9 protein-coding genes are annotated in these 13,433 nt (G+C 72.0%); 4 read left to right on the forward strand and 5 right to left on the reverse strand.

The features are described from left to right. From AOK23_RS08270 to AOK23_RS08280, 3 genes are all read left to right on the forward strand, one after another. On the forward strand, positions 1-901 hold a 901-nt coding region (locus AOK23_RS08270; protein ID WP_055712095.1), incomplete at its 5' end, for an ATP-binding cassette domain-containing protein. Positions 902-978: 77 nt separating this feature from the next. Beyond that, positions 979-1,800 (forward strand): ABC transporter permease, encoded by an 822-nt coding sequence (locus AOK23_RS08275; RefSeq protein ID WP_055712100.1) that lies wholly within the window; start codon positions 979-981, stop codon positions 1,798-1,800. A gap of 162 nt (positions 1,801-1,962) precedes the next feature. Next, positions 1,963-3,492, forward strand: a complete 1,530-nt coding sequence (locus AOK23_RS08280) for a cellulase family glycosylhydrolase (RefSeq protein ID WP_055712096.1) — start codon at positions 1,963-1,965, stop codon at positions 3,490-3,492. A gap of 74 nt (positions 3,493-3,566) precedes the next feature. Here the strand turns inward: AOK23_RS08280 and AOK23_RS08285 are convergent, their stop codons facing one another. Next, positions 3,567-4,976, reverse strand: a complete 1,410-nt coding sequence (locus tag AOK23_RS08285; protein ID WP_055712101.1) for a penicillin-binding transpeptidase domain-containing protein — start codon at positions 4,974-4,976, stop codon at positions 3,567-3,569. Between the two features lie 221 nt (positions 4,977-5,197). Here AOK23_RS08285 and AOK23_RS08290 point away from each other — a divergent pair, with 221 nt between their 5' ends. Beyond that, positions 5,198-6,805: an alpha/beta hydrolase gene (locus tag AOK23_RS08290; protein WP_055712102.1), complete on the forward strand. Its 1,608-nt coding sequence runs from the start codon at positions 5,198-5,200 to the stop codon at positions 6,803-6,805. A gap of 91 nt (positions 6,806-6,896) precedes the next feature. Here AOK23_RS08290 and serC read toward each other — a convergent pair whose 3' ends face one another. The 4 genes from serC to AOK23_RS08310 form a co-directional block, all read right to left on the reverse strand. Next, the gene (gene serC, locus AOK23_RS08295) at positions 6,897-8,015 is read right to left on the reverse strand and encodes a phosphoserine transaminase (RefSeq protein ID WP_055521221.1); all 1,119 of its coding nucleotides are present in this window, start codon (positions 8,013-8,015) and stop codon (positions 6,897-6,899) included. 10 nt (positions 8,016-8,025) lie between these two features. Further along, entirely contained in the window at positions 8,026-11,742 is a 3,717-nt protein-coding gene (locus AOK23_RS08300; RefSeq protein ID WP_055712097.1) for an NACHT domain-containing protein, read from the reverse strand. Between the two features lie 133 nt (positions 11,743-11,875). Beyond that, positions 11,876-13,165: a cytochrome P450 gene (locus AOK23_RS08305; RefSeq protein WP_055712098.1), complete on the reverse strand. Its 1,290-nt coding sequence runs from the start codon at positions 13,163-13,165 to the stop codon at positions 11,876-11,878. Next, positions 13,146-13,433, reverse strand: a 288-nt coding sequence (locus AOK23_RS08310) for a DUF742 domain-containing protein (RefSeq protein WP_055712099.1), incomplete at its 5' end; no start/stop codon positions are given. The genes AOK23_RS08305 and AOK23_RS08310, both read right to left, overlap by 20 nt.

Genomic DNA, 13,433 nt, shown 5'->3' on the forward strand with positions numbered 1-13,433 from the left:
CGGCCTCCTCGGCCCGAACGGCGCGGGCAAGACCACGGCCGTCCGCATCCTGTCCACCCTCGTCCGGCTGGACGGCGGGCGGGCGACGGTCGCCGGGCTCGACGTGGCCCGGCGACCCCGCGAGGTCCGGGCGAGGATCGGTCTCACCGGCCAGTACGCGGCCGTGGACGAGGTGCTGACGGGCCGGCAGAACCTGGAGATGTTCGGCCGGCTCTTTCATCTCGGCGGCCGGAGGGCGAGGCTGCGCGCCGCCGAACTGCTCGACCGGTTCGACCTCACCGACGCCGCCGACAAGGGCGTCGGCACGTACAGCGGCGGTATGCGGCGCCGGCTGGACCTCGCCGCCTCGATGATCCTCGCCCCGGCCGTCCTCTTCCTGGACGAGCCGACCACCGGCCTCGACCCGCGCAGCCGGGGCGAGGTCTGGGACTCGGTGCGGGCGCTGGTCGCGGGCGGCACGACCGTCCTGCTCACCACGCAGTACCTGGAGGAGGCCGACAGGCTGGCCTCCCGCATCACCGTCATCGACCAGGGCCGGGCCATCGCGGACGACACCCCCGACGGGCTGAAGAACACCGTGGGCGGCGACCGCGTCGAGGTCGTCGTGGCCGACCGCGCCGACATCCCGCACGCCGTGAAGGCCATCGCCCGTGTCGCCGACGGCGAACCGGAGGCGGACGAGACCGAGCTGCGTGTGCACGCGCCGGTGACCGACCGGGTGAACGCCCTGACGGAGGTGGCCCGCACGCTCCAGGACGAGGGCGTCGCCGTCGAGGACATCGGCCTGCGCCGGCCCAGCCTGGACGACGTGTTCCTGCGGCTGACCGGGCACCGCACCGAACCGGCCGGGGTGCGGGACACGCCGCCGTCCGCTCCGCAGCCGAAGGAGGTCGCCGCATGAGCACCCGCGTCAGCCCCGATGTCCGCCCGAGCACCGCAACCGGCGCCGGCTCCGACGCCGGAACCGGCTCCAACCCCCTGGGCCTCAGCGACCTCACCGACCTCCCCGTCCGAAGCCGTACGTACTGGCTGCTCGCCGACGTCGGGAACATCGTCCGGCGCGGGCTCACCCACTACCGTCGCCAGCCGGTCAACATCGCCTGGCAACTGGGCTTCCCGATCCTGTCCGTCCTCCTCTACGGCTATGTCTTCGGCAGCGCCATGCAGGTGCCCGGCGGTGGCGACTACCGGGACTTCCTGATGCCGGGCATGTTCGCGATGACGATGGCCTTCGGGTTCATCAACACCGCGACCCTCGTCGTCCACGACTCCACCAAGGGCGTCATCGACCGCTTCCGCTCCATGCCGATGGCGCCGTCGGCGGTGGTCGCGGGACGGGGGGTCACCGATCTGGTGGTCGCCTGCGCGGAGTTGGCCATCATGATGCTGACGGCCCTCGCGATGGGCTGGCGCCCCGACGCCGACCTCGGCTTCCTGGCCGCGTTCGGTCTGCTGCTGTGGCTGCGGTTCGCGCTGATCTGGATCGGGGTCTGGCTCGGCCTCCTGGTGCCCAACCCGGAGGCGGCGGGCGGCCTCTTCGTGGTCGCCTTCCCGCTGACGATGATCTCCAGCATCTTCGTGGCCCCGCAGCTCATGCCCGACTGGCTCGGCTGGGTCGCCGCCTGGAACCCGCTCTCCTCCACGGCCGCCGCCACCCGCGAGCTGTTCGGCACCCCGGTCGGCGGCGGTGACTCCTGGATCGAGCAGCACGCGCTGCTGATGGCGGGCGTGTGGCCGGTGGTGCTCACGCTGGTCTTCCTGCCGCTGGCGGTGCGCAGGTTCCGGAGGCTGAGCCGCTGACTCCGGCCCATGGCTTCCGGGCCGCACCGAGAGGCGTCCGGCGCACAACGAGGCGTCGGACGCCTTGACGTGTCCATGTGACCTGTCTTCCATGGGGGGTGCGGGTGGTGGGAGCGCTCCCATCTGTTCCGGGCCCGCGCCTCCCGAGGAGGAAGCAGCGTCATGTTCCGCAGCTTACGGAGAACTCTGGGCGCCCTGTGCGCGGCCGCCGCCGTGCTGGTGCTGCCGCTGGCCGGCGGTGCCCCGTCGGCCGCGGCGGCCGAGGCCGCCGCCGGTGCCGGCTACTGGCACACCAACGGGCGCCAGATCCTCGACGCGAACAACCAGTCGGTGCGGATCGCCGGCATCAACTGGTTCGGCTTCGAGACCGCCAACCACGTGCCCCACGGCCTGTGGTCCCGCGACTACAAGAGCATGATCGACCAGATCAGGTCGCTGGGCTACAACACCCTGCGCATCCCCTACAGCGACGACATCCTCAAGCCGGGCACCATGCCCGACAGCCTCAACTTCGACGGCAAGAACACCGATCTGCGCGGTCTGACCTCGCTCCAGGTCCTGGACAAGATGGTCGCGCACGCCGGGCGGAGCGGGCTGAAGATCATCCTCGACCGGCACCGCCCGGACTCGGCGGGCCAGTCGGCGCTCTGGTACACCTCGACGGTCCCCGAGTCGACGTGGATCGCCAACCTCAAGGCCCTCGCGACCCGTTACAAGGGCGACTCCACCGTCATCGGCATCGACCTCCACAACGAGCCGCACGACCCCGCCTGCTGGGGCTGCGGCGACACCTCCAAGGACTGGCGCCTCGCCGCCGAACGCGCCGGCAACGCGGTGCTCGCCGCCAACCCCGACCTGCTGGTCCTCGTCGAGGGCGTCCAGTCGTACAACGGCGTCTCGGGCTGGTGGGGCGGCAACCTGATGGGCGTCGCCGACCACCCCGTACGGCTCGACGTGCCGAACCGGCTCGTCTACTCCGCTCACGACTACGCCACCAGCGTGGCCCAGCAGAGCTGGTTCAGCGACCCGAACTTCCCCAACAACATGCCGGGCGTCTGGGACCGGTACTGGGGCTACATCTTCAAGCAGAACATCGCCCCCGTCTGGGTGGGCGAGTTCGGTACGACCCTCCAGGCCACGGTCGACCAGCGCTGGCTGGCCGCCCTGGTGACCTACCTCCGCTCCACCTCGACGTACGGCAACGACTCCTTCCACTGGACCTTCTGGTCCTGGAACCCCAACTCCGGTGACACCGGCGGCATCCTCAAGGACGACTGGCAGACCGTCGACACGGTGAAGGACGGCTATCTGACGAGCATCAAGGCGCCGGGCTTCCCGCCGGGCGGCGGCTCCGGCGATCCGGGCGATCCCGGTGACCCCGGCGGCGGGACGCCCGCCTGCGCCGCCGTCTACACCGTCAGCAGCGACTGGGGCGGCGGCTTCAACGCCGAGGTGAAGGTGACCAACAGCGGGACGACCGCGCTCAAGTCCTGGAAGGTCACCTGGACCTGGAGCGGCTCCCAGAAGGTCACGAACATGTGGAACGCCTCGTACACCCAGAGCGGTGCGACGGTCACCGCGACGAACGCCGCCCACAACGGCGCCCTCGCCGCGGGCGCCTCGGCGACCCTCGGCTTCGGGGGCACGCCCGGGGGCGGGGGTGTGCCGAGCGTGAGCTGCACGGCGACCTGAACCGAGGGGCGCCCGGTGACCGCCGGGCGCCCCGTCGGCGCGCAACGGGTCAGGAAAGGCCGGCGTGCAGCCGTTCAGGAAAGGCCGGCGAGCAGCCTCTCGCCCACGGCGACGGCCGGCTCGGCCGCCTTTCGGGGGTCCGCCCCGGACGGCTGGTCCTCGACGCGGACGGCCACGGCGACCGGGTGGCCCTTCGCGCCGTCCGCGTAGGCGATGAACCACGCGCTGCCCGTACCGTCCCGACCGTCCGCGACCCACGCCGCCTTCGCGCCGGTCCCGGACCCGGCCTTGTCGCCGCCCAGCACCTCGCCCGCGGCGGCCCCCAGCGCGTCCCTCAGCGCGTCGGCCGTGCCGCGGGAGACGGCCCGGCCGGTCCGGCCCGACGTCGTGGACCGCACGGTGCCGCCGTCGGTCTTCGTCACCCGCTCCACCAGCGAAGGGGCCACCAGCCGCCCTCCGCACGCGACCGCCGCCGCGACCCGGGCCATCGCCAGCGGGGTCGCCCGGACGTCCCCGGCGCCGATGCCCGTGAGGGCCGTCCCGGGACGTGACACGCCCGCCCGGGGATAGCCGCTCTCCGCGACCCTCACGGGCACGGTCAGCGCGTCGTCGTTGAACCCGAACCTCTCGGCCACCGAGCGCAGTTCGTCCGCGCCGAGCTCGGACGCCATCTTGGCGAAGACGTTGTCGCAGGAGAGGCTCAGTGCCCGCGCGATCGGCGCGTCCTCGCACCCGGGGGACGCGCCGGTCACCCGGGTCGTCGACTGGGGCAGCACATAGGTGAGAGGGCTGTCGGTGCGGTCGTCCACCGACGCGTACAGCCCCTTCTCCAACGCGGCCGCCGCGACCACCACGTTGAAGGTCCCGCCCGGCGCGCCGACCTCGCGCAGCGCCCGGTTGAGCAGGGGCGAGCGCCGGTCGGCGTTGAGCGCCTTCCACGCCTTCGCGTCCGCCCCGCCGTGACCGCTGAACGTCGCCGGGTCGTACGAGGGCGTACTGACCACCGCGAGCAGCGCCCCCGACTCGGCGTCGAGGGCCACCGCGGCGCCCCGCCGGTCGCCCAGTGCGTCGAACGCGGCCTTCTGGGCCTTCGGGTCGATCGTCGTCATGACGTCGCCCGAGGCGTTCCCGGACGCGTCCGCGGCCAGGACGTCGCCGTACACGGATTCCAGGCCCGCGTTGCCGAAGGCCGTCGACCGGAATCCGGTGACCGCCGCGTAGAGCGCCCCGTCGGTGTAGGTGCGTTCGAAGGGCGCCTTGTCCTCGCCCGTCCGCCGTGAGCCCGTGACGGGTTCGTCCCCGACGAGGATGTCGCCGAGGCCGGGGTGCGGCGACGGCCTGTCCGTGCGCCGAGTGCCGTCCCCCGTGGCCGGTTTGTCGGCGGAGCCGGTCGGTGTGCCGCCCTGGTCGCAGCCGGCCGACAGAACGGCCAGCGCGACGAGAGCACTCGAGACGCCGAGCGCCCCCCTGATCGTCGAGTGCATGAGCACAGGGTAGAGACTCCCGGAGCGCTCGGGGCGGTGGACGGTTGTCCTGGTTGCGGGCAACTGGCGTTGTCTGTGGGTGATTTGAGTAATTCCAATGACTCAATTCAGTCAAGTCTTGGTCGAATCTGTTTATGCGCGGTGTGATCTTCAGGAACCATGCGGCACGGGCCGCGAACCTCGCGGACCTGGAACCCCCCTCACTGTTCAGAGAGAACTCCATGAAGAGAAGCGCAGCCGTGTTCAGCGGCGCCACCGTCGTACTGGCCGGGACGCTCGCAGCCGCCCCCGCCAGCGCCAGCGCGCCGCACTCCGTGAACACCGTGCAGGTCGCCGCCGCGAAGGTCTCCTGGAAGAAGTGCGCCACGGACAGCGCCCCGACGATGCAGTGCGCGTCGGTGAAGGTGCCGCTGGACTACGCCAAGCCGGGCGGGAAGAAGATCACGCTGGCCCTGTCCCGCGTGCCGCACACCGCGAAGAAGTACCAGGGCCCGCTGCTGGTCAACCCCGGCGGCCCCGGCGGCAGCGGCCTGGGCCTGGCCGGTTTCGTCGCCGGCTCCCTGCCCAAGGCCGTCGCGTCCCAGTACGACGTCATCGGCTTCGACCCGCGCGGCGTGGGGGCCAGCAAGCCCGCCCTGAACTGCAAGCCGGGCTACTTCAACCCGGTGCGGCCCGACTCCGTGCCCAGCACGCCCGCCCTCGAGAAGGCCAACCTCGACCGCGCCAAGTCCTTCGCCGCGGCCTGCGCGACCAAGTACAAGGACGTCCTGCCGCACATCAACACGGCCAACGCCGTGAAGGACATGGACGCGATCCGCAAGGCGCTCGGCGCCAAGAAGATCAACTACTTCGGCTACTCGTACGGCACCTACCTCGGCGCCGTCTACGCCAAGCAGTACCCGGACCGTGTGCGCCGCCTGGTGCTCGACTCCATAGTCGACCCGACGGGCGTCTGGTACGAGGACAACCTCGACCAGGACTACGCCTTCGACAAGCGCCACAAGGCGCTGATGAAGTGGATCGCCAAGAACAACGCCACCTACAAGCTCGGCACCGACCCGGCCAAGATCGAGGCCGAGTGGTACGCCATGCGGGCCGCCCTCGCCAAGAAGCCCGTGGGCGGCAAGGTGAAGGTGGGCGCCTCCGAGCTGGAGGACATCTTCATCCCCGGCGGCTACTACAACGGCTACTGGCCCACGCTCGCCGAGGCGTTCGCCGCGTACGTGGGCGACAAGAACGCCGAGCCGCTGGTCGAGGCGTACCAGAACATCGCCGCCGTCGACGCCTCCGGCGACAACGGCTACAGCATCTACACCGCCGTGCAGTGCCGTGACGCGTCCTGGCCGCGCAAGTGGAGCACGTGGCAGAAGGACAACTGGGACGTCTACAAGAAGGCGCCCTTCATGGCCTGGAGCAACGCCTGGTACAACGCGCCGTGCGCGTTCTGGCCGACCAAGACCCTCAAGCCGGTGAACGTCGCCAACTCCAAGCTCCCGCCGGTGCTGCTGTTCCAGGCGACGGACGACGCGGCCACCCCGTACCAGGGCGGCCTCACCGTCCACAAGCTGCTCAAGAACTCCAGCCTGGTCGTCGAGCAGGGCGGCGGCAACCACGGCATCTCGCTGAGCGGCAACTCCTGCCTCGACAAGTACCTGGCGACCTACCTGAGCAACGGCAAGGTGCCGCACGGCAAGGGCCGGATCGACGCCGTCTGCAAGAAGCTGCCGGACCCCAAGCCGCAGGCCGCGCAGAAGATGTCGGCGCAGTCGGGTGCCTCCACCGCGACGGGCGGTGCCGCCCTGCACGGCATCCTCGGCTTCCGCGGCTGATTCCGCACGACCCGAGCAACACCCCGTAGGACGACACGAAGGGCGCCCGGTGACCACACCGGGCGCCCTTCGGCGTCGTACCGCGAGGAGGCTAGAGCTTCTCGATCACGTAGTCGACGCACTTCGTGAGGGCCTCGACGTCCGCCGGGTCGATCGCCGGGAACATCGCGACGCGCAGCTGGTTGCGGCCGAGCTTGCGGTACGGCTCGGTGTCGACGATGCCGTTGGCGCGCAGGGCCTTGGCGACGGCCGCGGCGTCGATCTCGTCGGCGAAGTCGATCGTGCCGATGACCTGCGAGCGCTTGGCCGGGTCCGAGACGAACGGAGTCGCGTACTTGGACTCCTCCGCCCAGCCGTACAGGCGGGTCGAGGAGTCCTTCGTGCGGGCCGTGGACCAGGCGAGACCGCCCTGGCCGTTGATCCACTCCAGCTGCTGGTTCAGCAGGAACAGCGTGGCGAGCGCCGGGGTGTTGTACGTCTGGTTCTTGCGGGAGTTGTCGATCGCCGTCGGCAGCGAGAAGAACTCCGGGACGTGCCGCCCGCTCGCGTGGATCCGCTCGGCGCGCTCGATCGCGGCCGGGGAGAACACACCGATCCACAGGCCGCCGTCGGAGGCGAAGGACTTCTGCGGGGCGAAGTAGTAGACGTCCGTCTCGGCGATGTCCACGGGCAGACCGCCCGCGCCGGACGTGGCGTCGACCAGGACGAGGGCGCCCTCGTCGGCACCGGCCACCCGCTTGATCGGGGCGGCGACACCGGTGGAGGTCTCGTTGTGGGTGAAGGCGTAGACGTCGACGCCCGCCTCCGCGACCGGCTCCGGGTGCGTGCCGGGGTCGGAGGAGACCACGGTCGGCTCGCCCAGCCACGGGGCGAGCTTCGCGGCCTTGGCGAACTTCGAGCTGAACTCGCCGAAGGTCAGGTGCTGGCTCTTGTTCTCGATCAGGCCGTGCGTCGCGACGTCCCAGAACGCGGTGGAGCCGCCGTTGCCGAGGACCACCTCGTAGCCCTCGGGCAGGGAGAACAGCTCGCTGATGCCTTCGCGCACCTGGCCGACCAGGTTTTTCACCGGGGCCTGGCGGTGGGAGGTGCCGAGCAGGGAGGTGCCGGTCGCGGCCAGCGCGTCCAGCGCCTCCGTCCGCACCTTGGAGGGGCCAGCGCCGAAACGTCCGTCGGCGGGCTTGATGTCAGCGGGGATCTGGATATCAGCCACGGGTGCGAGCCTATCGGCTCCGCGAAACCTGGGCGAAACGTCGTCCGTCGGATGAGACGGGGCCCGTGCCGGGGCCGATGTCGCGGGCCCGGTCGCTCATCTGGTCCCAGAACCGGCGCATCCCGGCGACCGGCACCCCGCGCTGCCACGGGGCCTCCCGCCGGAACCGCAGCGAGGCCCACGCCCATGGCTGCCACTTCTTCAGCATGTCCCGCTGGTGCAGGCAGAAGACCTCGCTGAACTCCATGCGCAGGCTCTCCACCTTGGCCGGATACGGGCACATCTTCAGCCGGCAGTCGGCCGTGCAGTTCGAGCCGGGCTGCGCCGCGCGCTCCGCCCCGCGCACCGGGCTCAGCCGGGTGCGGTCCTTGCGGACGCACGACGGCATATGGGTCGGCTCCCGCGCACACAGGTCCAGGATGCGGAACGCGTCCTTCGGACGGTGCGCCCGCTCACCGAGCACCATCAGCAGCAGGACGTCCGCGAGCAGCTGCTGCGCCCTCGGGTCCAGGGTGCTCCAGCCGGTGGACGGCGGTATCCACAGGTTGTGGGCGCGCTGCTCGCCCGGCAGCCCCACCTCCGTGCCGATGCAGGACGCCACGGCCGCCTCGTCGATCCACAGGAACCGCTCCGGCCGCCGCGTCTGCAACGCGCGGACGGCCAGCTTCGCCGCCCCCGCCACCAGCGGATGCTCCGCGCGGCCCCGGTCGCCCAGCGCCAGCCACTCCCGCACCTGCCCCCTCGGGTCGGAACCGGGGCCGCGCATCGGCTGGTCGGCGGTGACGTCGTCGGGCAGGCTCCACAGGGTCAGGGCGTGCAGCAGCGTCAGCCGCGTGTACCAGAAGGTGCTCTGCCGCAGCAGGTCCCGCGCCTGCTTGGCGAGGAACTCGCGGGCCCCGGGGACGGCGCCCGGCCCCGGCCGCCGGTTGGCGGCGAACTTGAAACCCTGGGCCAGCGCCACCCCCAGACCGATGGAGGCGCCGGGCCCGTCGTCGTCGATCGGGGCACGGGCCGCCCCGGTCGCCACCCGCACCCAGTTGTCCAGGTCGTCACGGGGGCTCGCCTGGCGCCGGCCCATCGCCGACGAGTCCACCAGCAGCGGCAGCAGCCAGGCCCGCATGGTGTCGCAGTTCCATCTGCCCTTCTCCGTCAGGGCCTCCTCCTCCGCCACCCTGCGCTCCTCCCGATCCCGGTGGTCCGCCAGGTCCCACCCCCACGAGCGGTACCCGTCCGCCTGCTCCGGCGACAACGTCACCCGGCCCGCCGGGCACCGGCGCGGCCCGGCCTCGACGGCGGCACATGCCTCGGCGAGCCCGCGGCACAGCGCCTGGTACGCCCGCTCGCCGCCCGCGCCCACCTCCTTCACCAGCGCCTCGCGCACCCGGCGGTCCGTCTCCTTGCGGCCGATCCGGAACACGACCTCGTACACCGGGTACGCCGGATGCTCGTCGCCGGGCGCGCGGGCGCGCACGGCGGCCAGCCGGCGCACGGCCGTGCCACACTGCTTCACCAGCGCGATCTTCGCCTCGCGGAGCCGGGCGGGGTCCTCGTTCTGGCCGAGCCGGTGCCAGTCCCGCTCGATCTCCTTGACGAGGTGCTCCTGCCGGGGCGCGACCGCCACACTGTCGATCTCCACGGCCGCGCCGTAGCTCTCCAGCGCCCGCAGCCGGGGACTGCCGCGGTCGTCGGGCTCACCGTCGCCGCTGTGCCGCCCGACCGCGTGCGAGGCGTCGGCCTCGGCCAGCAGGTCCTTGGCATGTGTGGTCAGCAGCTCCCGCGTCCGGTCGACGGGGCAGGTCCGCCGGCCCGCCCCCGAGGGGCCACACACGCACCGCCCCTTCGGTGACCGGGAGTACAGGGTGAGCGCGATGAGCAGTTCCCGTCCGCCCTGCCGCAGCGCCCGGGCGATGTGCGCGTCGGACACCGGCGCCTCGGGCGGGGCAGCGGCGGTCGTCGAACCACTGCTCGGCCCGGACGCGGCCGGCGACTCGAAGATCCTGTCCAGGAACCGGGAGCCGAGATACGCCTGCACGATGCTGTGCTGGAAGCGGACCTTGTCGCCGCTCTCGTGGACCAGCCCCATCCGGGTGCCCCATGTCGCGGCGATCCTGATGTCGACCCTGGGCCCCACCCACCAGCCGGAGCCGCCGGGCGCCCCCTGACAGGGGTGCTGCGGCCTGCTCCAAGGAGCGCCGCGCCTCAGGGCGTACGTCTCCGGGCACCATCTCAGCTCGTCCATCCGCCGGTTCAGCTCGCGGGCGACCCGCCCGTTCCACTCCCGGTTCGGACCCGCCCGCACCGCGAACCCCCGGGGCTCCGACGCGCCGTCCGCGTCGGCGAGGGCCGAGCCCAGCTCCCCGAGGCCCACGTCGGCGCTGTCGGATGCCAGCCCGACGCAGGCGAGCGCCGAGATGTACTCCACCACCGCCAGCCGCGTGTCGTGGTCGATCGGCAGCTCGGGGTGGACGTCCGCGGCGACGAGGGCGTGGATCCATGTCTCCATCAGCGCCGTCCGCAGCCGCCAGCTGTCGTACAGCTGGAGGTCCTGGTCACCGCCGTCCCACAGGGGTTCCAGCAGGTCCCGGGCGTGCAGATCCCTGGCGACCTGCAGATAGATGGGGGACTCCGCCATGTCGGCGGCCTCCACGATGCGGTCCAGCACGGTCAGGTCGGCGCGCCAGCTGCCGCTGCCGGCGATGTACCGCAGCGCCGCCTCGTTGCTCAGCGGCTCCAGCTCCGACACGGCCGCCTGCATCGCGCGCAGGGGGTCGTGCGGCCGCGACGCGATGACCAGCGGCAGACCCTCCTCGCCGGCCCGGCGGATCGCGTCCCGGATCAGATTGTCCCGGCGGCCGGTCAGATCGGCCTCCGCGAACGCCTCCTCCAGACCGTCGGCGAGGACCACGATCCGGTCCGCCCGCTGTCTGAGCCACCGCCAGATCCGGTCGACCTCGCCCTCGGACCGCACCTTCGCCCGCACGATCTCCCGGAACCGGGCCAGCGCCAACTCGGTGAAGTCCAGCGGCTCGTCGCCCTGCACGTCCCGCAGCCGCACGGGGATGGGCACCGCCCCCTTCGCGGCGAGCTTCTGGGCCAGCCGGACCAGCAGCGCGGTCTTGCCGACGCCGACGCCCCCGACGACGACGTGCGGGCGCCGGACCTTCTTGTCGTTGAGGTTCTTCATGATGGCGTTGCAGAGCTGGTCCCGCCCGACCACCTCGTCCATCAGACTCCCGGCCGTCTGCACCAGCCGCCCGGGATCGTGCCGCGCCTGGTACGTGCAGTAGCGGCGGACCTGCCAGAGGCGCCAGGACAGGAAGAGGATGGTGGACGCCGAAAGCAGCAGGATCGGCATGGCCACGCCCGTCACCGCGTCGCACGCGGCGGCGTTGTTGTTCTCCTTCTTGCCGTTCCCCTGGCACAGATCGTGCGGTCCGAAGTCGTTCACCAGCCAGGTCTTGCCGATGAGGTCCAGTACCGCGACGAAGCACCAACCGAGGAGCCCAGCCGTCAGCAGGGCCATGAGCACCACCAGCGCCGTCGTCCACGGCGGGTTCCACCACCGCCCGGCGCGGGTGACGCCCCGGTGCAGCAGCCAACGGCCGCGGAGATGCCAGAAGAAGGAGACGAACGGGCGTCGGAGATGCGCCCAGAACTCGTGGAGAGGGCCCGCCTGCGGTGGTCCCGTGACGATCTTGACCTTGTGCGGGTGGAGTGCGTATCCCATCGACCACCACTCCGTCGGCTCGGCCGGGATCGGCCGGGGGCCGACGCTTCCGGGCGCGGGATGTCGAGGAGGAGGGATCCCTGCCTTCAGTTCACCAGCAGGGGCCCGACCCCGCCACTCGACGCGGCACGGGTCACCGGCCGCCGACCGCGGGCGACGGCGAGAACCGCACCGGCAGCTCCACCAGCCCCCGCAGCCAGGGCGAGGGCCGCCGGACGAGGGTCTCCTCCGGTACGGCGAGGTCGAGGTCCGGCAGCCGGTCCAGGACCACCTCGATACCCGTCCGCGCGATGACCTCGGCGATCTCCCGCGCCGGGAACGGGCAGCGGTGCTCGCCGTGCCCGAAGGAGAAGTGCGCGTTGTTGCCGCCGGTGAGCGCGGAACCGTGGGTGCGCACGCGGGGGTCGGAGTTGGCGCCCTGGAGGCCCAGGACGACGAGGTCGCCGGCGCGCAGGGCACGGCCGCCGAGCCGGGTGTCGCGGGAGAGCCAGCGGCCGGCTGCGTTCTGGACGGGGGCGTCCTCCCACAGCACCTCGTTCATGGCCTCCGCCACACTGCTGCGCCCGCCGAACAGGGAGGCCGCGAACCGCTCGTCGGTCAGCATCAGCCGCAGGGAGTTGCCGATCCAGTCGGTGGTCGGCTGATGTCCCGCGGCCAGCATGACCATCACGTCGTGCGTGACCTCCTCGACGGAGAAGCCGTGGGCGGAGGCGTTCGCCAGCAGCCGGGACACCACGTCGTCCGCCGGACGCTCCCGCCGCTCCGCCACCAGCCGGGTCATCGCCGCCGTCACCCGCGCCTCGCCCGCCTGCGCCCGGCCCTGCCCATCGAGGATGTCGGTCAACGCGGCGACCAGATCCGGCCCCTGCTCCTCCGGGAAACCGAACAGGTACGCCAGCACACGGACCGGCAGCAGCGCCGCGTACTGCGCGACGAGGTCGGCGGTGCCCACCCCGCACACCGCGTCCAGCAGCTCGTCCGCGAACCGCTCGGCGTGGCCGCGCAGCGTGAACGCGTCGACCGCCTCCAGCGCCTCGCCGAGCAGCGCGGCCCGCCGCCGGTGCCGTTCGCCGACCGAGCCGAGGATCGACGGCTGCTCCCGGCTGATCACCGGCAACAGGGGCCAGTCGGCGGGGACGTTCGGCCACTGGTTCCACAACCCGGAGTCCCTGCTGAACAGTTCCGGGTCGCTCGTCACCTGGTGCAGCTCGCGGTAGCCCAGCACCAGCCACGCCGGCACGTCCCCGTCGAGCAGCACGGGGACGACCTCGCCGTGCTCGCGCCGCAGTTCGCGGTAGAGGGTGGCGGGGTCACCGTGGAAGCGGGCGCCGGTCAGGGCGACGGGGACGGGGGCGGGCCCGGAGCCGGGGCCCGGTCCGGGCGTCCGGCCGTCCCCGCCGTGCTCAGAGGTTGCGAAGTCCAACTAGTACCTGCTCCAGGATGTCCAGATCGATCAGCGTGGCCTTGTGCGGGTGCCGGGCGCTGACCCGGCCCGCGGCGAGGAGGTCGGACAGCAGCACCTTGGTGATGCTCACCGGCAGCCCCAGCCCGGCGGCGATCTCCACGACCGCCGTGGGCCGTTCCGTCAGCCGCAGGATCGCCGTGTGCTCCGACTGCATCCCCGGCACCCCCTTCGACCTGGTCACCCTGGTCACCGCCGAGTCGCAGCCGGTGCCGGGGATGCAGTCGGA

Origin of the sequence: Streptomyces torulosus, from assembly GCF_001419765.1 — a bacterium.
GTDB lineage: Bacteria > Actinomycetota > Actinomycetes > Streptomycetales > Streptomycetaceae > Streptomyces > Streptomyces torulosus.

Coding starts and splice junctions, on each gene's coding strand:
- AOK23_RS08280 (WP_055712096.1), top strand. CDS start 1,963: ATGTTCCGCAGCTTACGGAGAACTCTGGGCGCCCTGTGCGCGGCCGCC.
- AOK23_RS08285 (WP_055712101.1), bottom strand. CDS start 4,976: ATGCACTCGACGATCAGGGGGGCGCTCGGCGTCTCGAGTGCTCTCGTC.
- AOK23_RS08290 (WP_055712102.1), top strand. CDS start 5,198: ATGAAGAGAAGCGCAGCCGTGTTCAGCGGCGCCACCGTCGTACTGGCC.
- AOK23_RS08300 (WP_055712097.1), bottom strand. CDS start 11,742: ATGGGATACGCACTCCACCCGCACAAGGTCAAGATCGTCACGGGACCA.